Below are 21466 nucleotides of genomic sequence, written 5' to 3'. Positions count from 1 at the left end.
GGGGGCGCTCCCCCCACACCCCCGAGATATTTAAAGCACAAAGGCTGGATCAGAGGTCGCGCAGGAAACGGCGGAGGACTTTTTCCAGTTTGGCGGCGCCCAGAGGGGCCATCGCTTTGGTATGTTCGTGGCTGATCGCCTCATCGCTCATGCCTGCGGCCATGTTGGTGATGGTTGAGATGGCCGCAGCACGAAGGCCGAGGAAGCGCGCGAGGATGACTTCTGGCACAGTGGACATGCCAACAGCGTCAGCGCCCAGCGTGCGGATTGCACGGATTTCGGCTGGTGTTTCAAACGAAGGGCCAGAATACCACGCATAGATGCCTTGATGCAGGCTGACCTCTTCGTAGGCGGCCGCAAAGAGGAGCTTTTCACGTAACTCAGGCTCGTAGGCGTCCATCATCGGGACAAAGCGTTTGTCCGAGGGTTCACCGATCAGCGGATTGAGGCCAGAGAAGTTGATGTGGTCCGTCAGCGCCATGATCGAGCCCGTCGGCATATCGGGGCGGAGCGACCCTGCGGCATTGGTTGCAATCACCGTGTCAGCGCCGAGTTCGCAGAGGACTTCTAGCGGGATGCGCATTTCATCAGGTTTGCCGCGTTCGTAATAGTGCGCCCGACCGCCAAAGACAGCGACGCGCACGCCTTCGAGTGTGCCAATCACGAGGTTCGGGTTGTGCCCCGATACGCCCGCATGGGGGAACCCCGGCAATTCGGAGTAGGGGATCGCCACGCCTTCGACCGCGCCAGCGAGATGGCCTAGGCCAGAGCCGAGGATCAGGCCCAGTTTGACGGGTTCTTCACCTGCGTGATCGCGGATGATTTTTAGTAGTTTAGCGTTCTTTGACATAGGCTTCTCCGCCCGCGCGCGGCGGGATAGCTTTGCCGACGAAACCAGCAAGCACGATAACGGTTAGGACGTAGGGCAAGGCGTCGAGGACTTGAGTCTGGACGCGGATACCAATGGCCCGTTCAAGGATGTCGGGGCGAATGGCGAGCGCCTGTAGGTAGCCAAAGAGCATCGTTGCACCCAGTGCCTGCCACGGACGCCATTTCGCAAAGATCAGCGCGGCGAGGGCGATGTAGCCACGGCCCGCGGTCATTTCACGGACAAAGCCCGCCTGAAGCCCAGTGGACAGGTAAGCGCCCGCAAGACCGCAGAGCACGCCGCAGATGATCACAGCCGAATAACGCATGCGGTAGACCGAGATACCAGCCGTGTCCACCGCGCCCGGATTTTCGCCAACAGCACGGAGGCGCAGGCCGAAGCGGGTGCGATAGAGGGTCCACCAAACGAAGGGAACGATCAGGATACAGAGGTAAACGATGATCGTGTGACCCGACAGAAGTTCGGAATAGACTTTCATCGGGAGGTCAGCTTTGGCGATGTCACGGATGCGGGTTAATGCGCCGGGGAATTGGATCGATTCAAAACGAGCGGCACCCGACAGTGACGGTGTGCGGCCACCTTCGCCGAACCATGCTTGGGCCGCGACGACGGTTATGCCTGAGGCGAAGAAGTTGATCGCAACGCCTGAAATCAACTGGTTCCCACGGAAGGTGATCGAGGCGAGCCCGTGCAGGAGCGACAAGACCACCGAGGCCAAAACACCAGCGATGAGGCCTAGCCAAACGCTGCCCGTGGTAAAGGATACGCCAGCCGCGAGGAAGGCTGCGATCAGCATTTTCCCCTCAAGGCCAATGTCGAAAATCCCAGCCCGTTCAGAGTAGAGGCCCGCAAGGCATGCCAGCAGCAACGGCACGCCGAGGCGCACTGTGCCGTCGAGAACCGCAATGTCGAAAAACGCGAGAAGGTCCATCAGTTTGCCCCCTTACGGCCAAATGCCACGAAGAGTTTTTCGATTGGCATGCGCACCATATTGTCGAGCGCGCCTGTGAATAGGATGACGAGTGCTTGGATCACGGTGACCATTTCGCGCGGGATGCGCAGTTCGGCCGAAAGCTCTGCGCCGCCTTGGTAGAGGATGCCGAATAGGATCGCGGCGATCAGGATGCCGACGGGGTGGTTGCGGCCCATCAGCGCCACCGCGATGCCGATGAAACCCGCGCCCTCAACCGCGTTGAGAACCAGACGTTCCGCTTCGCCCATGACGTTGTTGATGGCCATCATGCCCGCCAGACCACCCGAAATGAGCATTGCGATCATGATGATCTTTGTCGGTTTAATGCCCGCATATTTTGCAGCTGTTTCGCTTTGCCCAAAGGCGCGGGTTTCGTAGCCGAGCTTGGTTTTCCAAATCAGCGCCCAGACAAACACGCAGGCCAGAAGCGCGATGATCAGGGCAAAGTTCGCAGGGCCACGGTCCGAAAAACTGATGCCCACCGCGCCGAGGATGGCAGAGAGGTTAGGGAGGTGCATCGCCTCAGCAAACGATGGGGTTGCGGGTTCCATGCCGCCGGCCTTGATCGGGCCATTCAGGAGGAAGTTCAGCAACGGGTAGGCCATGTAGTTGAACATGATCGTGGTGATCACGATGTGGCTACCGCGTTTTGCTTGAAGGTAGGCAGGAATCGCTGCCCAAGCCGCGCCAAAGACCGCCGCGGCAACACCGCCGCCAATCAGTGCGAGTGTCCAATGCGGCCAAGGGATGTAGAGGCAAGCGAGCGCTGCACCGAGGCCGCCGATATAGGCCTGACCCTCGCCGCCGATGTTGAACATGCGTGCGTGATAGGCCACCGCCACGGCAAGGCCCGTGAAGATAAAGTTGGTCGCGTAGTAGAGCGTGTAGGACACATTCGCGCTATTGCCCAACGCGCCCTTGACCATGATGCCGAGCGCATCTATCGGGTTGTGCCCGATGGCCAAAATCACGATGGCAGAGATGATCGCGGCCAAGACCAGCGACAATACAGGGACAAGGACCACATCGGCCCAGTTCGGCATCTTTTGCATCAGGCGGCATCCCCTTGAACACCAGCCATTAGCAGGCCGAGTTCCTGAACATTGGTGTCTTGTGGCAGGCGTTCGCCCATGATCCGTCCGTCAAACATCACGGCGATCCGATCAGAGAGCGACATGATCTCGTCCAGCTCGACTGACACTAGGAGGATCGCTTTGCCTTGGTCGCGTAGGGCGACGATTTGTTTATGAATGAATTCGATTGCGCCGATGTCGACGCCACGGGTTGGCTGACCGATCAGAAGCACATCGGGATTACGTTCGATTTCGCGCGCGACAACGATCTTTTGTTGGTTGCCGCCAGAAAAGTTCTTGGCGGCCAAAAGCGGGTTGGGTGGGCGGACGTCAAAACGTTCCATCTTTTCGGCGGTATCTGCCTTGATTGCAGCGTGATCCATAAAGAGGGCGTTTTTCTGGTAGCGCGGGTCGCTGTGGTAGCCGAATGCCGTGTTTTCCCAAGCGGAGAAGTTCATCACCAGACCTTCGCGCTGACGATCCTCTGGCACGTGGGCGATGCCACGTTTGCGGCGGCTTTGTCCGTCGGAGTATTTCCCAGTTAGGTCAATCGGTTGGCCGTTCACTGTGATGGTGCCAGTTCCCTTTTCGTAGCCACCCAGTACTTCGAGCAGTTCGGACTGACCGTTCCCCGCAACGCCCGCGATGCCGAGGATTTCACCTGCGCGGATGTTGAACGATACGTTTTTGACACGATGGACACCCTGCGCATCGGTGACATTTAGGTTCTGCACGTCCAGGATCACGTCCCCTGGTTTTGCAGGGACCTTATCGACCTGAAGCAGAACCTTGCGTCCGACCATCAGCTCAGCCAGTTGGGCGGGATCGGTTTCAGCGGTTTTGACGGTCGCGGTCATTTCCCCGCGACGCATGACCGAAACCGTGTCGGTAATTTCCATGATTTCCCGCAGCTTATGGGTAATCAGGATAATCGTTTTGCCCTCTTCACGAAGACGGCCAAGGATACGGAATAGTTGGTCCGCCTCAGCAGGGGTCAGAACGCCCGTCGGTTCGTCGAGGATCAGAATGTCGGCCTGACGGTAGAGCGCCTTGAGGATCTCAACACGTTGCTGCATCCCGACGCCGATCTCTTCGATAATGGCATCTGGGTCCACGTGGAGTTCGTATTCTTCGGACAGTTGCTTTAGCTCTTTGCGCGCCTTGTTCAGCGAAGGGCGAAGCAAAAATCCGTCCTCAACGCCCAAGATGACGTTTTCGAGGACGGTGAAATTCTCAACCAGTTTAAAGTGCTGGAACACCATCCCGATACCAGCCGCAATTGCCGCCTGACTGTCTGGGATTTCGGTCTTTTGCCCGTTGATGAATACCTCGCCCGCGTCCGCCTTGTAGAACCCGTAAAGGATCGACATGAGCGTGGATTTCCCCGCGCCGTTTTCCCCAATGATTCCGTGGATCGTGCCGGGCATAACGCGAATGGAAATGTCTTTGTTTGCCTGAACTGGCCCAAAGGCCTTGGAAATTCCGACGAGTTCGATGGCAGGTGCGGGTGCGGTCATTCTCTGTCCCTCGGGCAGATAGAAAAGCCGCGCCGGATAATAACGGCGCGGCCCAATATGCGTGGATCGTTCGACTTAGAAGTCGAGAACTGGGCAGGTTTCGTCCGACATGTAGTCGTGAACAACCAGCTCGCCCGATGCGATCTGAGCAGATGCCGCGTCAACCGCTGCTTTCATTTCGTCGGTGATCAGGTCAGCGTTGTTTTCGTCGAGCGCATAACCAACGCCACCGTTCGACAGACCCATCACGTTGAAGCCTGCTTCGAGGTCAGCACCAGCGGTGAAGGCGTCATAAACAGCGTTGTCCACGCGCTTCATCATCGAGGTCAGAACCGAACCCGGGTGCATGTAGTTCTGGTTGGAGTCGACGCCGATCGAATAGACGCCTTGGTCCGCTGCGGTTTGCAGAACGCCAACACCAGTGCCGCCAGCCGCAGCGTAGATCACGTCAGCGCCTTGGCTGATCTGTGCGAGGGTGAGTTCCGAACCTTTAACCGGATCGTTCCATGCAGCAGGGGTGGTGCCGGTCATGTTTGCGATGACGGTCGCGTCAGGGTTCACAGCCAGCGCGCCTTGAGCGTAGCCACATGCGAATTTGCGGATGAGCGGGATGTCCATGCCGCCGATAAAGCCAACGGTGCCGTCCTCAGACGCCATCGCAGCCAGCATACCAACGAGGTACGAACCTTCGTGTTCGTTGAACACAACCGACTGAACGTTCGGTGCATCAACAACCATGTCGATGATCGAGAACTTCAGGTCAGGGTATTCAGGTGCAACAGCTGCGAGGGGGGTTGCCCAAGAGAAGCCAGCCATAACAATCGGGTTGTTGCCGTCTTCAGCAAAGCGACGGATCGCCTGTTCACGCTGCGCGTCCGAGGTGATTTCGAATTCAGCAAAGCTGCCGCCGGTTTCTTCGGCCCAGCGGGTCGCGCCGCCGAATGCTGCTTCGTTGAAGGATTTATCGAATTTGCCGCCAAGGTCAAAAATGATTGCCGGATCGGCGAGCGCAGCGCCTGCGGTCAGGGCAAGGGCAGCAGATGCGCCGAGGAATTTTGTGACGAGGGTCATTTAGTATCTCCCAACTGGTTTTGCCCCGGAGCCGCAGCGGCCCGCGTGGGCGGACATCTCTCGTGTCTGCTGGAATTAGGGCTGTTTACGCTCTGGGGGTCAACCGGATTCTCACGTCACTTGGTGTCGCTTTGATCAGATGATCAATAATTTAGCGTTGTGAGAGCGGTAATTGGAGCAAAAGCGCGTCAATCCGCGCACCGTCGGGTGTTCTGTAGTAATCTTTACGAAATCCCGAATCGACAAAACCGACAGAGCGGTAAAGCCCGATGGCTGTTGCGTTATTCGCCGCAACCTCAAGAAACATATTTTCTGCGCCACGCTCTTTTGCCGTGTGGAGTGCGAGTTCCAGCAGTCCGCGCCCTTCGCCCGTGCCGCGCGCAGAGGGCGCCACGCAGATCGTCAAAAGTTCTGCCTCGTCCAGAACAACGCGGATCACGGCAAAACCGTTCTCTGACGTGATACATGCCGTGAACCTGTCGTCCATCATCCCCCGGAGTTCATCCGCCGACCACGGTCGTGGCGTCGAAAAACACTCCGCGTGAATTTGGGCGAGCGCGTCGGCGTTCACGGAAGGATCACCGGAGCAGGGTCGCGCGGGGGGGCTGCATCCGCCGCCCGCACATAGAGCGGCGCAGGGCGTGGTTGGGTCTGGCCCAAACGCTCTGCCGCGACGCGGGCAATGTTTGCAACATGATCGGCGGCACTCAGCACAGGCGCGATAGGCCCGTCGATGGGATGATCCGCAACTACGATCATTTCGGGCGCTTGTGGGCCATCAACGGTGAAATGCTGGAGGTATGTGCTGCCCCGTGGGGCGTCGATCAGTGCCGTGATGGGGATGGGCAGGCCATGTGTCAGCGCCTCAAACCCATTCACCCCAATCGCGGGGATCGATAGGCCGAGGGCCAGACCACGCGCCGCTGAGACGGAAATGCGGATGCCCGTAAAATTACCAGGCCCAGTGCCGACACCGATCGCATCCAGATCGGACCACGTGAGCCCCGCGTCAGAGAGCGCCTCGGTCAACATCGGCATCAAATGCTCTGCCTGACCTTTGGCCATTTCGTCGATGCGGGTGGTGATCGTGTCACCCTGTAACAAAGCGGCGGCGCAATGCGCCGCCGATGTATCAAATGCCAGTATCGTTGGTGACTTAGGCAGCAACGGGGCGCACCTCGAGCACTTCGGGAATGTAGTGGCGCAGCAGGTTCTCAATGCCCATTTTCAGGGTCAGGGTCGAAGACGGGCAACCAGCGCAGGCACCCTGCATGTGCAGGTAAACGATGCCGCGATCAAAGCCATGGAACGTGATGTCGCCGCCGTCTTGAGCCACCGCAGGACGCACACGTGTATCGAGCAGTTCTTTGATCTGGTTGACGATATCGGTATCTTCTTCGCTATGATTGTCCGCGTGACCACCAGAGCCTTCGCCGCTCATCACAGCAGCGCCCGACTGGAAATGCTCCATGATCGCGCCAAGGATCGCTGGCTTGATATGGTCCCATTCAACGCTGTCGGATTTGGTCACGGTCACAAAGTCGGTGCCAAAGAACACACCGCTTACGCCGTCGATTCCGAAAATACGGGAAGCAAGCGGGGATTGCGCAGCCGCGTCAGCGGTCGGGAAATCGGCGGTGCCAACTTCGAGAACGGCCTGACCAGGCAGGAATTTCAGTGTCGCCGGGTTCGGCGTGGATTCGGTCTGGATAAACATGGAAGCCAACCTTTTCTGTCGGACTTACATATCTGCCCTCAGGGCATCGAAGTCAAGGTTTAGAATGGTTCTAAATGTTTTCGGGGCCACCCTTAGGCGACCCCGTGAGAGAGACCCAGGTCTAACTTAGTTGTTCACGTAGAGCGTTTTCGTCGTAAGCTCTTGGCCGCCGACTTTCAGGACTGCGATCACTTTGGACGCGGGGTAGTTCGTAATGTCGACCTCTGTGTTGATGTTGCCGCCAGCTTTGACTGTCTCAGTGCCGAGCAGGCGACCTTTGACGCTGCCGTCGTAGTCATAGATTTCGATGACGCCATCCGCAGGCGAGTTCACGTAGCTGATCGTGAGGTCGCCGCTGTCTTTCACAGCGTTCTGAACGCCAAAGTATGCGTCAGCGGCAGAAGCAGAGGTGGCCGCAGCAAAGGTTGCAGTCAGAGCGAGGGCAGCAAGAGTTGTTTGTTTCAGCATTTCAGTCTCCAGTTTTGTTATTGGCCAACACCATGCTGGCCGTTTGTGAAATGGAAACTGTGCCTCCGTCTCGGGTTTGGAAAGTCCTTGATATGTCACATTAAAATGAGGCTGGGTGAGCGACGGAAAGCATTGAAATCCACGTAGAGGGCAACGTCCGTTGAATAGTGCAGAGGTGAGTGTGCATTGCTGTCGCGAAAGGGGGACTTCGGTGCATTTTGATATGGTGACCTCTGCAATTCAGCCCTCAGTCCGATCACGGGCGCCAGCCGACAGAATGTGAAAATAAAAAACCCGCGTGCGTCACGCGGGCTTCTCAAATTCGATTTGGGCTCTTTCCCCCGCGGTCAGGTGATCGCTTCGAGCTTCTCTTTGCTCAAATCACCGGGCACTACGGTGATCGGAATCGGCAGGCTCCCAGATTGGCGCGAAAGCTGCGTCACCAATGGGCCCGGTCCCTTTTTGTCATTCCCCGCGCCGAGGACGAGAACGCCGATGGATTGGTCCTCTTCGATCACAGATAGGATTTCGGTGACGGCTTCGCCTTCGCGGATGATCAGTTCGGGATCGACGCCCTGTTTGTCGCGCATCCATTTCGCAAAGACCTCAAAATGGGCAACAATCCGTTCACGCGCTTCTTCGCGCATGATCTCGCCCACACCGATCCAGTGATTGAATTCTTCGGGCGCGATGATCGACAGGATCGCAACCCCTGCGCCTGTATGAGAGGCACGCATCGCGGCAAAACGCATCGCGTTCAAGCATTCACGGCTATCGTCCAAAACCACAAGAAACTTACGCATCGGGTCCCCCTTTGGCGGGATATTGACGCAATGGCTGGGGCGAGGCAACGACTATCGCTGATCCAGAGTAGAGGCGCGTCCGGCTGGGGAGAACCGGACGCGCGCAACTTTACCGACTGGGACGTGTCGGCTGACACCATGCGGCCAGGACAAATGACGCACGGTTGAACTCAGGATGGGGTGAGTTCGATTCAATAATGTGACGTTGGGTCAACGTTGATGTCGCCGTAGCGACACCAGCTGTGGGTTGTTACCCGCGCAAAAGACCGACGATATCGTAGGTCTGTTTCAGGATCGGCTGCGCGATTTCGCGTGCGCGATCAGCACCGCGGGTCAAAATGCGGTCGATCTCTGCAGGATCGTCCATCAGGCGTTTCATCTCGGTCGAAATCGGCGCGAGCTTTTCAACGGCCAAATCAGCAAGGGCTGGTTTGAACTTGCCCCAACCTTCGCCACCGAACTCTGCAATCACTTGTTCGTTGGTTTGGTCGTTCAGCGCAGCGTAGATGTTAATCAAGTTCCGCGCCTCTGGGCGATCTGCCAGACCTTCGACGGTTTCTGGCAGGGCCTCTGCGTCGCTTTTGGCTTTCTTGAACTTCTTCGCGATGGTGTCGGCATCATCGGTCATGTTGATGCGTTCCATGTCGCTCTCGCCCGACTTGGACATCTTTTTCGACCCGTCGCGGAGGTTCATAACGCGCATGGCAGGGCCTTCGATGACGGGAGTGGTTTCGGGGAAGAAATCCACCTTGAAGTCGTGGTTGAACTTTTTCGCGATGTCGCGGGTCAGTTCGACGTGCTGCTTTTGGTCCTCGCCCACAGGAACGTGGGTCGCGTGGTAGAGCAGGATGTCAGCCGCCATCAGCGACGGATAGGCATAAAGGCCAAGCGACGCTTTTTCCGCATCCTTGCCCGAACCTGCCTTGTCCTTGAACTGGGTCATGCGGTTCATCCAGCCGACGCGGGCCACACAGTTGAAAATCCAGCCGAGCTCGGCATGGCCAGACACCTGAGCCTGATTAAAGAGGATCGACTGTTCAGGATCGATCCCAGAGGCGAGGTAGCCAGCAGCCACTTCGCGTGTCGCATTTGCCAATTCTTTGGGGTCTTGCCAGACGGTGATCGCGTGGAGGTCCACCACGCAATAGATCGTCTCGAACTGGCCGCCCTGCATATCTACAAACCGCTTGATCGCGCCGAGATAGTTGCCAAGGGTCAACCCGCCCGAGGGTTTGATGCCAGAGAACACACGCGGTGTGAATTTGGTATCGGTCATCGTCAAACCTTCCGGGGCTGGATTAAAAGTCGGCGAAGGCTTACCGAGGGGGGCAAGTCCCGTCAATGCGAAGCGGGCAGATAGAGGCAAGGAAGACAGAGATATGGAACGCGAAAGCCTGTTGAACGACATTCCGAACACCGCTGCTGTGCTGGCGTTGTTAATCGCTGGCGTGGAAATCCTGATGCAACTGGCAGGGTCGGGGGTATTAGCAGGCGCGGCTGGGATCGGTTGGCGTGCGGATACGGTCACCGATTTCGGGTTCTTCCCTGCCGTTCAACACGAGATGTTTGCGCGGAGTCTGTTCGTTCCTGAGTTCCTCTGGCGTTACGTGACCTATCCCTTCATCCATTCGGGCTTCACCCATGCGTTTTTCGCGATGGCGATCGTATTGGCCTTGGGCAAATTCGTGGGCGAACGCTGGCACTGGGCGTCGATGTTGGCGGTGTTCGTCGTTCCCAGCATCGTGGCTGCGATGGTCTTTGGCACTGTGGCTCCTGAAAACTGGCCACTCTATGGCGCCTATCCTCCGATCTACGGGTTGATCGGCGCGTTTTCCTACATGATGTGGATGCGGCTCGGTCAAACGGGGCAAAACCGTTGGCGGGCGTTTTCCATGATCGGCATGCTTTTGATCATTCAGGTCATGTGGGGCCTGATGCTCAAGATATTTGCGGTTTTGGGCATGGGTGGGGATGCCACGCCGATGGTGTTCTACGTTGGTGTCGCCGATATGGCTGGGTTCTTTGCGGGGCTTTTGTTGTCGCCGCTCGTCGGGCCGGGCGGATGGGCAGCATTCGTCAACCGCATCCGCCAGCGCAGCGATTAACCACGTTTCATCGCGCGTTTGAACTCTGACAGTTTGAACGCGCCGATCATTTGGCCGCTGATGAAATAGGCGGTCATGCCGATCCCGATTAGCACAAAGAGCGCGAGATACCGCCAGAGCGGCAGGCCAAGCGCAGGCGTCAGCACCACGGCAGCGCCCCAAAGCACAACGCCCATCATCACAGATGCTGTGCAAATCCGCCAAAAACGGCTCTTGAACCGATCGTCAAAGGTGGCGGCTTCGCCCATGTTGCGGGACTTTACCCAGAGGAAAACGACAGTCGCCCAGCCAGACAATGTGGTGCCGATGGCCGCTGCGATAAAGCCAATGTAGGGCATCAGGCCAATGGCGACTGTGGCATTCACGATCAGGGACACCAGCGCGATATAGAACGGACGGCGGGTGTCTTCGCGTGCAAAGAACAACGGTTGCAGCGCCTTTTGCATCACGAACCCGGGCAGGCCGAGGCCATAGACCGCCACTGCGATTGCCGTTGCCATCGTGTCATCGGTGCCAAATGCGCCGCGTTGGTAGAGCACTTGAACCAGCGGGATCGGGATCACCATCAGAGCGACCGCCGCAGGGATCGTCAGCGCCAGAGACATCTCGCACGCACGGTTGAACGCATCACGCCCGCCTTCCGTGTCACCAGCGCGCAAACGACGGGATAGGTCGGGCAAGAGAACCACACCGATCGCGATGCCGACGACACCCAATGGCAGCTGATACAGGCGGTCCGCGTAAGACAGCCACGCCACAGCGCCGTCGTAGAAACTCGCCACCTGACGACCGACCAGCAGGTTGATCTGCACCACCCCGCCCGCCAGCGCCGCAGGGGCCGCGATAATCGCGAGCCGCTTTAGGTCTGGCGTCATCTTTGGGCGGCTGAATGTCAGCGTAAATCCCGCCTTCTTTGCAGCAACCCAAACCAGCGCCATTTGCCCGATCCCCGCAAAGGGAACGGTCCACGCCAATGTGTCCCCAATCGGCCACCCCATGATGGTCGCGAGGATCATCGCACTGACGAAAAAAATGTTCAGGAATACGGGCGCGGCGGCGGCAGCCGTGAACCGACCGATAGAGTTCAGAACACCTGACAACAGTGCGGCGAGGGAGATGAACAGGATATAAGGGAACGCGATCCGACCATAAAGAACCGCGAGGTCAAACCGCTCGTCCCCTTGAAATCCAGAGGCCATAGCGAGCACGAGCCACGGCATCGCGACCATCGCAACCACGGTAAAGACGATCAGAACGCTCGCCAGACCTGTAAACGCGTCATTGGCAAATTTCGCTGCGTCCTCATCGCCTTCGACCTTTTTGGAAAACATCGGCACAAAGGCCATGTTGAACGCCCCTTCGGCAAAGAACCGACGGAACACGTTGGGCAGGGAAAACGCGATCAGAAACGCTTCTGCCACGGGGCCCGTGCCCAGATAGGCCGCGATCATAATATCTCGCGCGAACCCCAAAACACGAGAGAGCAGAGTCCACAGTCCAACCGTCAGAAAGCCAGAAACAAGGCGAATGGGTTTCATTTAGAAGTCCAAAAGTAAAATTCCCCGCCTTCTAGCATGAATGCCGATTGGAATGTCAGGCCAATCTTAGTGAGGAATGACAATCTCAATCTCGGTGCGCACGAGCGACCAGTTTTCGACAATAGCGGTGAGGTCGGTAGGGCGTTGAATACGGCTTAGTGAAATGCCCCAACGCCTCGGGTCGTTAACGTCGTATTGCGCCCAAAATTTGAAAAGATCGAAGCTATCTAGTTCCGCTTTCGGGTCGAACGTCAGTTGCGGAAACGCCTTTGCCAGATAGTCCGCAACTGCCAATTCGAATTGTTCTCGGTCCTCATTATTCAAAAGGTTTTCACCCTCGAACACAGCGCAGCGCGAGTACTGAACCTCTGCAAAGGTTTTCGACGCACCGTCCCAGATCATCTCAGGCGGTACTTTACCTTCGAACGCCTCTCGTGCAGCCTCGGATACGAAATTCCCATCATATGCGGATCGGCAGACACGATCAAAATGCGCGATCATGGCCTCGACGCGATGTGCGCTTTGATACGCAGATCGCGCCACCATCCCGATCGCTAGCCCTACGGCGATTACCGCGAGGGTTTTCGCATATCGCATCAGTTTACCTTCGCCCGCTCCACGCCCTGAACGATTGCTTCGCGCAATTTCTTCTCAAGCGCTTGCCTACGGCTCTCTTGGTGGAATTTCAGGCCGAACATGTCTTTGACGTAGAAGGTATCGACAACCTGTTCGCCATAGGTCGCGATCACGGCAGAAGCGATGTAGACGTTGTTCGCAGCAAGCGTGCGTGTGAGGTCGTGTAAGAGGCCAGCGCGGTCACGGGTATCCACCTCGATGATGGTGTAGAGGTCCGATCCTTCGTTATCAAAGGTGATATGGGTCTGAACGCGGAAGGCTTGCTCGCGCTTCTTGATCTTGTCTTTGTCCTTCAGCGCCTCGCGGGTGATAACCTCACCTTTGAGGGTGCGTTCGATCATCTGGCGCAGGCGCGGCATACGAGCCTTTTCATAGGGGTGCCCTTCGGCATCCTGAATCCAGAAAATCGCGGTCGCGTAGCCGTCTTTGGACGTATAGGTGCGCGCATCCACAACGTTCGCCCCAACAAGAGCCAGCGCACCCGTCATGCGGCTGAACAGACCCGGATGGTCGGCCATTGCGAAACAGGCGCGCGTCGCGTCGCGGTCGTGGTCCAGCTCCATATCGATGCGGATTTCCACGTCCGAAATATCGTGCAGCAGTTTCGCAAAGATAACCTGAGCCGAGGCGGGCAGACCCTGCCAATAGGGACCGTAGTGACGCCCGAGTTCCGTGCGAACATCCTTGGCATCCCAATCAGACAATGCCTCGCGCAGCGCTTTCTTGGCTTCGTTTTCACGGGCGTCGCGGTTGATCTCTTCCATTCCGCTTTCCAGCGCGATTTTGGTCAACTGGTGCAGGTCACGCAGAAGCATGGCCTTCCAGTTGTTCCATGTGCCCGGACCAACGCCGCGAATATCGCAAACGGTCAGAACGGTCAGCAGGTCGAGCCGTTTGACCGACTTCACCGCTTTTGCGAAATCACGCACGGTGCGCGGCTCTGACAGGTCACGCTTTTGCGCGGTGTCGGACATCAAGAGGTGATACCGAACGAGCCATTCGACTGTTTCGGACTCTTCTTTGGTCAAACCCAGACGCGGACAGATCTTGCGGGCCATCTGTGCCCCGAGGATAGAGTGATCTTCGGGACGACCCTTGCCGATGTCATGGAGCAAAAGCGCGACATAGATCACCTTGCGGTTCACGCCTTCCTTCAGGATGCCAGAGGCGACGGGCAGTTCTTCGACCAGTTCCCCGCGTTCGATCTGTGCGAGGTGGCTGATACATTGGATGATGTGCTCGTCCACGGTGTAGCTGTGATACATGTTGAACTGCATCATCGCCACGATCGGTGCGAACTCGGGTAGGAACGCGGCCAGAACGCCCAATTCGTTCATCCGACGTAGCGCCCGTTCGGGGTTCCCGTGTTTGAGCATAAGGTCGAGGAAGATGCGGATCGCCTCTTTGTCGTCGCGCACGCTGTCGTCGATCAAATCAAGGTTCGCCGCCAAAAGGCGCATGGCCTCTGGGTGCAGCAAGGTGCCGGTGCGGAGCGCTTCTTCAAAGATGCGCAGCATGTTCACCTTATCGGCAAAAAACGCCTTTTCATCGGCGACCGTCAGGCGGTTCTGTTTGATCGCATAAGGCGGACGTGCCTTGCGACGACGGGTCAGCAGCCGCTGCAACATCGGCTCTGGTTTTGCGTGCTGAGCCTCTAGCGCGGTCAAGAAGATGCGGGTCAATTCGCCCACACGCGTCGCGTGGCGGAAATAGTCCTGCATAAAGTGTTCAACGCCGCGCCGACCTGCGCTGTCGTGGTATCCCATGCGTGACGCCACTTCGACCTGCAGGTCAAAGGTTAACTGATCCATCGCCCGCGCGGAAATCAAATGCAGGTGGCAGCGAACGGCCCAGAGGAATTCCTCGGCCTGAAGGAAGGTCGTGTATTCCTCAGGAGTAAATACGCCGCGATCCACCAATTCTGCCGTGGTCTGCACCTTGTTCACGTATTTCGCGATCCAGAACAAAGACTGCAAATCGCGAAGGCCGCCTTTGCCCTCTTTGACGTTTGGCTCAACCACATATCGCTGCCCGCCTTGTTTGCGGTGGCGTTCAGCGCGTTCTTCTAGCTTGGCTTCAACGAAATCGGTGGCCGTGGTGGAAAACAGTTCGCTCCAAAGTTTGTCGTTGAGCGACTTTGCGAGATCTTCGTCGCCGTCGAGGAACCGAAACTCCACCAGCGAGGTGCGGATGGTGTAATCCTCGCGGGCAAGCCTGAGACAGTCCTTGATCGTGCGGCTCGCGTGGCCGACCTTGAGCCGCAAATCCCACAGCATGTAGAGCATGGACTCAATCAAGCTTTCGGCCCAAGGGGTGATCTTGTAGGGCGTGACGAACAGCAGATCGACGTCCGAATGAGGCGCCATTTCACCCCGCCCGTAGCCACCCACAGCCACAATAGCGAGCCGTTCCCCATCGGTGGGAGAGTTCAGCTTATGCAGCCGAGTGCGCGCGACGTCATAGACGGTCTTCACCAGATAGTCGGTGAGCATCGTGTAGGACCGCGTCACGGGGCGGGCGTCAAACGGTCGTTCCACGAATGCAGCCTCAATCGCAGCCACACCTTTTTTGCGGGCCGCGATCAGGACTTCAACCACCGCCTTACGGATCGCCATCGCGTCCGTAAGGTCAGCCAATTTCGCGACGATCTCTGCCTGAACGGCAGGTTCGTCAAAGATGTCTACCGCAGCGCAAATCAGCCCTATGGCAGAGGTTTCATCGGGGGCTTGAGTGAGGAGGGTCGGCTCAGAAGCCGAGTCCCGCAAAGCTTCTTGGGGCAGGTTCAAGGATTACCACCTGATTATTCTGAATTTGAGCGATCGCAAGCGCACGCTGGTTTGTGCCGTTGGGCAGCAGGCGGAACACGCCCTGTGTGCCTTGGAACCCTTGCGATTGAGTGAGGCCAGCAACCGAAAGGGCTTCGGGGTTGCCTTGGGCAAGGAGCGCGCCGATGGCGGCGATCCCGTCAAAGGCCAGACCTGCTAGCGGATGTGGATTTTGCCCATAGGCCGCGGCGTAACGCGATTCAAAGAGGGAAATCATCTGCGTGTCAGGCATCGCGAAAATACCACCCTGAAGACCCGGCAGTGCAAGCGCCTGAGGGGTCACATCCCAACGGGTCAGGCCGATGTATTGGGTGACAGTTGGATCAATCCCTTGTTCTGGCAGTGCAGTTGCGATCAGCGGTAGGTCAGCATTAACGCCGCCTGTCAAAAAGACCGCCTGTGATCCCGAGCTGCGGATCGAATTGGCAATCGGGCCAGCCGCCGAAATAATGCCCTGCTGGGTCATCGGGTAACTCTGCACGCTGCCAACTGTTTTGCCACCGCTGCGCACAGCATTGGCAATCGCATCACGGCCAACGGCGCCTTGAAGGTCGTCGCCGTGCACGATGCTGAAATTCTGGATACCTTTTGTGCCCGCATAGGACACGAGACGGTTTGCGGTGTTGTCAAAGGTCGGCCCGAGAACGAATACGTTGTTGCCTGCGATGGACGAGTTGTTCGAAAACGCCAGAACGTTCACACCACGATCGGCAACCGCGATACCCGCTGCGTTCGCCGCTTCGGCGTAAAGGGGCCCGAGGATGATCTTCGCGCCATCATTCACGGCCTGCGTCGCAACAGTCGCCGCCTGTTCAGGTGACGCGCCCGTGTTGTAGACGCGCAGGTCAATTTGCACGCCCTGAAGGTCCGCAATGGCCATCCGCGCCGCATTCTCGAGGTTCGATGCAAGGAAGCTATCCGATTCGACGCCCGACCCACCGGGCACCAAAAGCGCCACTGTGACAGGTTTTGTCGGATCGACACGCATTCCACCACCCACTCCGTTCGAGACGGGGATCGGCTCACAGGCAGCAACCCAAGCGATGGAAAACAAAACGAAAATCCGTGCGGCCACCTGTTTGGCGGTGCGAGCAAATGCGAACATGAATATCTTACTCCTCTTGCATCGGGCGCCATGGATACGGCAGACCGATAGGACAAATCTCCTGGGCGTATCATAGGCCCCACAACCAGAGGGTCCAGCGATGAATCACCGCAACACGCCGTTAACCGCAGGTCTGTATCTGGTGGCAACACCGATTGGCTCCGCCCGCGATATCACCCTGCGATCGCTCGATATTTTGGCCTCCTGTGACCTGATCGTGGCCGAGGATACCCGAACCGCCCGTAAATTGCTCGATATCCATGGTGTGCCGCTGAACGGTCGGCGCATGATCGCCTATCATGACCACTCTGGTGACAACTCTGTCCAAGGCATCGTAAAGCTCATCGCCGAAGGAAAATCGGTGGCCTATGTGTCCGAGGCAGGAACGCCACTTGTTGCTGACCCAGGGTTCGAACTGGGCCGCGAAGTCATCGCCCAAGGCCTAACCGTGACCGCAGCCCCCGGTGCCTCGGCCGTATTGGCAGCGCTGACTGTCTCTGGTCTGCCGACCGATCGGTTCATGTTTGCAGGGTTCTTGCCCGCCGCCCGAGCCCAACGCCAAACCGAAATCGCCGCGTTGCGGGACATGCCGTTAACCATGATTTTTTATGAGAGTCCGAAACGGATTCAAGAAATGTTAGAAGATTTGAGGGAGATTCTGGGGGGATCGCGGGATGTCGCGGTCTGTCGGGAACTGACCAAAAAGTTTGAAGAAGTGACGCGCGGCACGCTTGATGAGGTGATCGACGCCTACGAAGGGCGCAGCGTCAAAGGTGAACTGGTGGTTCTGGTCGGACGGGCTGGTGCCACCGATGTTGAAGAGATGGATGTGGAAACGGCTTTGCGTCAGGCAATGGAAACCATGCGCGTTAAAGATGCCGCTACAGCGGTGGCGGGCGCGCTGGGCCTACCGAAACGGCAGGTTTACCAAATTGCGCTGGGCCTTTCGAAGGAGGACTAATGGGCGTGGCTCTGCGAAAATCTGAACGTGGTCAACGAGCGTATCATGCGGGCCTTGCCGCCGAAGGGATCGTCGAACGGGACTATTTGCGTCGCGGGCAGACCATTGCAGCTCGGCGGTGGCGCGGTCGGTATGGTGAAATTGACCTGATTTGTCGTGACGGGGATCGGATCGTTTTTGTTGAAGTCAAACAGAGCAAATCCCACGATCAGGCGGTGTCGCATATTACGCGTCGGCAAATGCAGCGGATATGCGCCAGTGCCACGGACTATGTGACGGGCGAACCCAAGGGGCAGCTGACACCGATGCGGATTGATGTGGCGTTGGTTGATGGAACTGGTGCGATAAAGGTGATCGAGAACGCATCAATGATGTGGTAGCCATTGAAGGGCGGGACGGTCTGCGCCATGTATGTGGTAACAGATACGAAAGGCTTAACCATGTCTCTTAAAGTTGCCATTCAAATGGACCCAATTGGTGCGATCAATATCGATGGGGACAGCACCTTCCGTCTCGCAGAAGAGGCACAGGCGCGGGGACATTCGTTATTTTACTACACGCCCGACAAACTCGCTTGGCAAGAGGGGCGGGTAACAGCGCGTGGTTGGCCGTTGACGGTTCAACGGGTGAAGGGCGATCATTTTACCTTGGGCGAAGAGCAAGAGGTCGATTTGTCGGACTTCGACGTGGTCTGGCTGCGTCAGGACCCTCCGTTCGATATGGGCTACATCACCACGACTCATCTTCTGGACATGATCCATCCGAAAACACTGGTCGTGAATGATCCGTTTTGGGTGCGCAATTACCCCGAGAAGCTCTTGGTCCTGCAGTTCCCAGAACTGACACCGCCGACCGCGATTGCGCGTGACCTGCAAACGCTACGTAATTTCCGTGAAAAGCACGGCGATATCATTCTCAAGCCGCTCTACGGGAATGGCGGTGCGGGCGTATTCAAGCTCTCAGCAGGTGACGGCAACCTTGCGTCGCTTTGGGAAATGTTCACGGGCATCAACAATGAGCCTTTGATCGTGCAGAAATTCCTACCCGCCGTGTCCAAGGGTGATAAGCGCGTAATCCTTGTCGATGGGAAACCTGTCGGCGCAATCAACCGCGTTCCGCAAAAAGGAGAGACACGGTCGAACATGCATGTCGGCGGACGCGCTGAGAAGGTTGAACTGACCGACCGTGATCGCGAGATTTGCGCCGCCATCGGTCCGCTTCTAAAAGAAAAGGGTCAGATCTTTGTCGGTATCGACGTGATCGGCGATTGGTTGACCGAGATTAACGTGACCTCGCCGACGGGCATTCAAGAGCTTGAACGGTTCGATGGCGTGAACATCGCAGAGAAAGTTTGGCAGGCGATCGAGGCGCGGAGAGCCTGATATGTCGGTTCGACTGTGGCTTTACACGGCGATCAGCCGCCGGATCGTAAAGCCGCTGTTCCGTCTATCCGCCGACCCCATTCGCGACGCAGCAAAGCTCGACCGTTTGGGCGCTTTGGCAGGGCAATATGTGCCATATTCCCTTCGGTTAGAGCGCCATCTCGGTGGGCGATCGGCAAATTGGGTGTCGGGGCGCGGTGCTGACGGTGAACGCCTGATCCTCTATTTTCATGGCGGCGGGTATTTCGCGGGATCGGCGGACACACACGGCCCCATCATGGCGCGGTTGTCACACTATGCGGGCGTGCCGGTTGTCATGCCCAATTACCGACTTTCCTCTGCGGCTCCGTTCCCAGCGGCATTCGACGACGCAATCGCCGCTTGGGATGACCTCGTGGCGCGTGGCTATGACCCCAGCAAAATCGTCATTGGCGGGGACAGCGCAGGCGGTGGGCTAGCCTTGGCTCTTTTGTCGGTGCTCTGCGAGAGAGGCGAACGCCCCGCGGGGATCTTTACCATGTCGCCTTGGACCGATTTGACCCTTTCGGGAGCGTCCGTGGCCCAAAACGCAGCGGCTGATGCGATTATACCAGCCGATTGGATGGGCGAGGCTGCGCGGATGTATCACGCCGAAACGCCCGCCGATGATCCACGGATTTCGCCGCTTTTCGCGAATTTCGATGCCCCGCCACCTGCGTTCTTCCAAGTCGGCAGTCCTGAAGTTCTCGCCGATGACACATATCGGATGGCACAGGTGTTACGGGCTGCGGGCGGTGAGGTTGAGGTTCAGACATGGCATGACGCGCCGCATGTTTGGCATCTGGGGGAATATTGGGTGCCAGAGGCGCGTGCCGCCCTTCGTGATATCGCCAATTTTGTTCAGACCTCTTTCGAGAGGGCGAGCCGATAGCTGACCGCTTCGGCGATATGCGGGTGTCGCACGGAGGACGATCCGTCGAGATCTGCAATCGTCCGCGCAACCCTTAGGACGCGGTGGTAGCCTCGCGCGGTTAGTCCGAATTTTTCCGCCACTCGGGTTAGAAGGTCGCGCCCCTCTGCATCGGGTGTAGCTACCTCTTCGAGGATCGCGCCTTCGGCCTCAGCGTTGGTGCGTATTCCATCAATCCCTTGATACCTTTGGGTTTGTAGGTTTCGCGCCGATTGCACGCGTGCCGCGACGCTGGCCGAACTTTCGCCCGTCGCGGGCAGGTCGAGGTCGGTAAAGGATACAGGTGGCACTTCGACGCGCAGGTCGAACCGATCCATCAGCGGGCCAGAAATACGGGCGAGGTAGTCGGCCCCGCAAGCAGGTGCCCGTGAACAGGCGCGGGCGGGATCCGACATAAATCCGCATTTGCACGGGTTGGCCGCCGCGACCAGCATGAACCGACAGGGATACCGGATATGGGCGTTGGCACGGGCCACGACGACCTCGCCCGTCTCAATGGGCTGGCGGAGCGTTTCGAGTACTTGGCGATTAAACTCTGGAAACTCATCCATGAACAAAACGCCATTATGGGCGAGGCTGATTTCGCCGGGTTTGGCTCCTTTTCCCCCGCCAACAATCGCGGGCATGGAGGCCGTGTGGTGCGGTTCGCGGAACGGTCGCGTGCGGCTGATCCCACCTTCGTCCAAGAGGCCAGAGAGCGAATGGATCATCGATGTCTCTAACGCTTCGGCAGCCGTGAGGGGCGGCAGTATCCCCGGAATACGCGCCGAGAGCATGGATTTCCCTGACCCCGGAGGGCCGAGAAGAAATAGGTGGTGCCGTCCTGCCGCAGCGATTTCCAATGCCCGCTTGGCGCGTTCTTGGCCCTTCACATCGCGCAGATCGCGGGCGGTTGGGGCGTGACTGACTTCACCGGGGAGAGCAGGAGGCAAAACCGCCTTGCCCGTGTAGTGACGGATCACATCGAGCAGAGATTTGGCCCCGAACACAGGTGTCGCGCCGACCCATGCGGCCTCTGCGGCTGATGCCGTCGGGCATAGCAGAACACGGTCCTCTTCGGCAGCGGCAAGAGCGGCTGGCAGCGTGCCGATCACAGGCACCAGCGTCCCGTCGAGCGACAATTCCCCCAGCGCGACCGTTTCTAAGGCCTTGTCTTTTGGAACGATCTCGAGCGCGGCGAGCAATGCCAGCGCGATGGGCAGGTCGAAGTGTGACCCCTCTTTCGGCATGTCGGCGGGGGACATATTGACGGTGATTTTGCACGACGGCAGGGCGATCGACATGGCCTCTAGTGCCGCGCGAATACGTTCGCGGGCCTCTGACACGGCCTTGTCTGGCAGACCCACGATGGAAAACGACGGCAAGCCTGCCATGGTGGCGCATTGCACCTCGACCATGCGGGCCTCGATCCCTTCGAACGCAACTGTGTAGGTCGATGCGACCATGAAAAACCC

At 57.9% G+C, this 21466-nt stretch carries 21 protein-coding genes; 5 read left to right on the top strand and 16 right to left on the bottom strand.

The features are described from left to right. Window positions 1-49: 49 nt before the first annotated feature. The 11 genes from AC07ED_RS11850 to trpS all read right to left on the bottom strand — a co-directional run bounded on the left by AC07ED_RS11850 (window position 50) and on the right by trpS (window position 9787). A complete protein-coding gene (locus AC07ED_RS11850; RefSeq protein ID WP_067550670.1) occupies window positions 50-850 on the bottom strand; it encodes a purine-nucleoside phosphorylase in 801 nt (266 codons plus the stop codon). Continuing rightward, a complete protein-coding gene (locus AC07ED_RS11845) occupies window positions 834-1820 on the bottom strand; it encodes an ABC transporter permease (RefSeq protein ID WP_105234314.1) in 987 nt (328 codons plus the stop codon). Before AC07ED_RS11845 ends, AC07ED_RS11850 begins: the two co-directional genes overlap by 17 nt. Further along, window positions 1820-2914, bottom strand: coding sequence for an ABC transporter permease (locus AC07ED_RS11840; RefSeq protein ID WP_105234315.1), 1095 nt, complete (start codon window positions 2912-2914; stop codon window positions 1820-1822). Before AC07ED_RS11840 ends, AC07ED_RS11845 begins: the two co-directional genes overlap by 1 nt. After that, the gene (locus tag AC07ED_RS11835; protein ID WP_105234316.1) at window positions 2914-4452 is read right to left on the bottom strand and encodes an ABC transporter ATP-binding protein; all 1539 of its coding nucleotides are present in this window, start codon (window positions 4450-4452) and stop codon (window positions 2914-2916) included. Before AC07ED_RS11835 ends, AC07ED_RS11840 begins: the two co-directional genes overlap by 1 nt. Before the next feature lie 75 nt (window positions 4453-4527). Beyond that, window positions 4528-5523, bottom strand: a complete 996-nt coding sequence (locus tag AC07ED_RS11830) for a BMP family lipoprotein (protein ID WP_105234317.1) — start codon at window positions 5521-5523, stop codon at window positions 4528-4530. A 151-nt stretch (window positions 5524-5674) separates the two neighbouring features. Then, window positions 5675-6094, bottom strand: coding sequence for a ribosomal protein S18-alanine N-acetyltransferase (rimI, locus tag AC07ED_RS11825; protein WP_105234318.1), 420 nt, complete (start codon window positions 6092-6094; stop codon window positions 5675-5677). Beyond that, a complete protein-coding gene (gene tsaB, locus AC07ED_RS11820; protein WP_105236275.1) occupies window positions 6091-6687 on the bottom strand; it encodes a tRNA (adenosine(37)-N6)-threonylcarbamoyltransferase complex dimerization subunit type 1 TsaB in 597 nt (198 codons plus the stop codon). Before tsaB ends, rimI begins: the two co-directional genes overlap by 4 nt. Then, window positions 6680-7240 carry a NifU family protein gene (locus tag AC07ED_RS11815; RefSeq protein ID WP_067550664.1) on the bottom strand — a complete coding sequence of 187 codons (561 nt, stop codon included), beginning with the start codon at window positions 7238-7240 and terminating at the stop codon, window positions 6680-6682. The genes tsaB and AC07ED_RS11815 overlap by 8 nt, the downstream gene beginning before the upstream one ends. 126 nt (window positions 7241-7366) lie before the next feature. Further along, window positions 7367-7708, bottom strand: coding sequence for a hypothetical protein (locus AC07ED_RS11810; RefSeq protein ID WP_105234319.1), 342 nt, complete (start codon window positions 7706-7708; stop codon window positions 7367-7369). A 347-nt stretch (window positions 7709-8055) separates the two neighbouring features. Further along, complete coding sequence (locus AC07ED_RS11805) at window positions 8056-8511, bottom strand: universal stress protein (RefSeq protein ID WP_067550662.1); 456 nt, start codon at window positions 8509-8511, stop codon at window positions 8056-8058. A 250-nt stretch (window positions 8512-8761) separates the two neighbouring features. After that, the gene (gene trpS / locus AC07ED_RS11800) at window positions 8762-9787 is read right to left on the bottom strand and encodes a tryptophan--tRNA ligase (protein ID WP_105234320.1); all 1026 of its coding nucleotides are present in this window, start codon (window positions 9785-9787) and stop codon (window positions 8762-8764) included. A gap of 103 nt (window positions 9788-9890) precedes the next feature. Here trpS and AC07ED_RS11795 point away from each other — a divergent pair, with 103 nt between their 5' ends. Beyond that, entirely contained in the window at window positions 9891-10616 is a 726-nt protein-coding gene (locus tag AC07ED_RS11795; RefSeq protein WP_158664471.1) for a rhomboid family intramembrane serine protease, read from the top strand. Here the strand turns inward: AC07ED_RS11795 and murJ are convergent. The 4 genes from murJ to AC07ED_RS11775 all read right to left on the bottom strand — a co-directional run bounded on the left by murJ (window position 10613) and on the right by AC07ED_RS11775 (window position 16720). Then, a complete protein-coding gene (murJ, locus tag AC07ED_RS11790; protein ID WP_105234321.1) occupies window positions 10613-12154 on the bottom strand; it encodes a murein biosynthesis integral membrane protein MurJ in 1542 nt (513 codons plus the stop codon). The two genes, AC07ED_RS11795 and murJ, sit on opposite strands and share 4 nt — an antisense overlap. 66 nt (window positions 12155-12220) lie before the next feature. Then, a complete protein-coding gene (locus tag AC07ED_RS11785) occupies window positions 12221-12751 on the bottom strand; it encodes a hypothetical protein (RefSeq protein WP_105234322.1) in 531 nt (176 codons plus the stop codon). Continuing rightward, entirely contained in the window at window positions 12751-15576 is a 2826-nt protein-coding gene (locus tag AC07ED_RS11780) for a [protein-PII] uridylyltransferase (protein WP_478242227.1), read from the bottom strand. Before AC07ED_RS11780 ends, AC07ED_RS11785 begins: the two co-directional genes overlap by 1 nt. After that, complete coding sequence (locus AC07ED_RS11775) at window positions 15536-16720, bottom strand: penicillin-binding protein activator (RefSeq protein ID WP_105234323.1); 1185 nt, start codon at window positions 16718-16720, stop codon at window positions 15536-15538. Before AC07ED_RS11775 ends, AC07ED_RS11780 begins: the two co-directional genes overlap by 41 nt. Window positions 16721-16820: 100 nt before the next feature. Between AC07ED_RS11775 and rsmI the strand changes: the two genes are divergently transcribed. The 4 genes from rsmI to AC07ED_RS11755 are packed head-to-tail and all read left to right on the top strand — an operon-like array spanning window position 16821 to window position 19973. Next, window positions 16821-17681, top strand: coding sequence for a 16S rRNA (cytidine(1402)-2'-O)-methyltransferase (rsmI, locus tag AC07ED_RS11770; protein ID WP_067550656.1), 861 nt, complete (start codon window positions 16821-16823; stop codon window positions 17679-17681). Beyond that, window positions 17681-18061, top strand: coding sequence for a YraN family protein (locus tag AC07ED_RS11765; RefSeq protein ID WP_105234324.1), 381 nt, complete (start codon window positions 17681-17683; stop codon window positions 18059-18061). Before rsmI ends, AC07ED_RS11765 begins: the two co-directional genes overlap by 1 nt. Before the next feature lie 60 nt (window positions 18062-18121). Next, entirely contained in the window at window positions 18122-19063 is a 942-nt protein-coding gene (gene gshB, locus AC07ED_RS11760) for a glutathione synthase (RefSeq protein ID WP_105234325.1), read from the top strand. Window position 19064: 1 nt separating this feature from the next. Further along, a complete protein-coding gene (locus AC07ED_RS11755) occupies window positions 19065-19973 on the top strand; it encodes an alpha/beta hydrolase fold domain-containing protein (protein WP_105234326.1) in 909 nt (302 codons plus the stop codon). Here AC07ED_RS11755 and AC07ED_RS11750 read toward each other — a convergent pair. Beyond that, on the bottom strand, window positions 19943-21457 hold the full coding sequence (locus tag AC07ED_RS11750; RefSeq protein WP_105234327.1) for a YifB family Mg chelatase-like AAA ATPase: 1515 nt from the start codon (window positions 21455-21457) through the stop codon (window positions 19943-19945). The genes AC07ED_RS11755 and AC07ED_RS11750 overlap by 31 nt on opposite strands. Between the last annotated feature and the right edge of the window lie 9 nt (window positions 21458-21466).

This window comes from Aestuarium zhoushanense (genome assembly GCF_056431045.1).
The sequence above is the reverse complement of the archived record's forward strand: the minus strand, read 5'-3'. Positions and strand labels throughout refer to the sequence as shown.